Source organism: Humibacter ginsengisoli (assembly GCF_054780095.1).
This window is the reverse complement of sequence record NZ_BAAGWZ010000013.1, coordinates 1-1,155: the sequence shown is the minus strand read 5'-3', so window position 1 is coordinate 1,155 and position 1,155 is coordinate 1. Positions and strand designations below refer to the sequence as shown.

The following is a 1,155-nucleotide window of genomic DNA, read 5'->3' as shown; positions in this document are numbered from 1 at the left end:
TGCCCAAGCCCTATCCCCGTGAGTTCCGTGACGATGTGGTTCGTGTCGCCCAGAACCGTGAGCCTGGTGTGCCGTTGCGTCAGATCGCGGCGGACTTCGGAATCAGCGAGACGTGTCTGCAGAACTGGGTCCACCAGGCTGCTGTTGAGACGGGCGCGAAGCCTGGGGTGACGCGAGCGGAGACCGACGAGGCCCGCGAGCTGCGTAAGCGGGTGCGGCTATTGGAGCAGGAGAACGAGGTGCTGCGCCGTGCTGCAGCGTATTTCGCGCAGGCGCATCTGCCGGGAAAATGAGGTACCCGCTCGTGAGGGAGCTCGCCGCGGACGGGATCCCCGTCGCGGTGACGTGCCGGGTCCTCAAGCTCTCCCGCCAGCCCTATTACCGGTGGCTGCGCAACCCGATCACGGACGCTGAGATCGTGGAGGCGTACCGGGCGAACGCGTTGTTCGACGCGCACCGCGACGACCCGGAGTTCGGGCACCGTCTCCTGGCCGACGAGGCCCGCGCCGTCGGGGAGCCGATGGCGGATCGGACTGCGTGGCGGATCGCATCGGCCAACGGCTGGTGGAGCGTGTTCGGCAAGAAACGCGGCCGAGGCGGCAAACGCCCGGGACCGGCGGTGCACGACGATCACTGTGTCGTGATCGATGAGGACGGGCGCAGCCGGCACGTGTTCACCGCGGACAGCGCGAACCAGTTGTGGTTGACGGACATCACCGAACACCGGACCGGCGAGGGCAAGCTCTATCTCTGCGCGATCAAGGACGTGCACTCGAACCGGATCGTGGGGTACTCGATCGACTCCCGCATGAAGTCCCGCCTCGCCGTCCAGGCCCTACGCAACGCGATTGCGATGCGTGGCGACATCGCCGGCTGCGTTGTGCATTCGGACCGCGGGTCGCAGTTCCGCAGCCGCAAGTTCGTGCGCGAACTCCGCCGACACCAGATGGTCGGATCGATGGGCAGAGTCGCTTCCTGCGGCGACAATGCCGCCATGGAATCCTTCTTCGCCCTACTGCAGAAGAACGTCCTCAACCGGCACTCCTGGGCCACCCGAGACGACCTGCGGATCGCGATCGTGACCTGGATCGAACGGACCTACCATCGCCGCCGCAGGCAAACCCGACTCGGCCGTTTGACCCCGATCGAGTTCGA

Annotated in this window: 1 protein-coding gene; it reads left to right on the top strand. The window is 66.3% G+C overall.

The genetic code is table 11. The features are described from left to right. A protein-coding gene (locus ACYVI5_RS18850; RefSeq protein WP_460581597.1) for an IS3 family transposase occupies positions 1–1,155 on the top strand; the annotation gives its coding sequence in 2 pieces (ribosomal slippage) (positions 1–284 and positions 287–1,155; 1,153 coding nt annotated over the 2 pieces). This gene is flagged as partial in the annotation.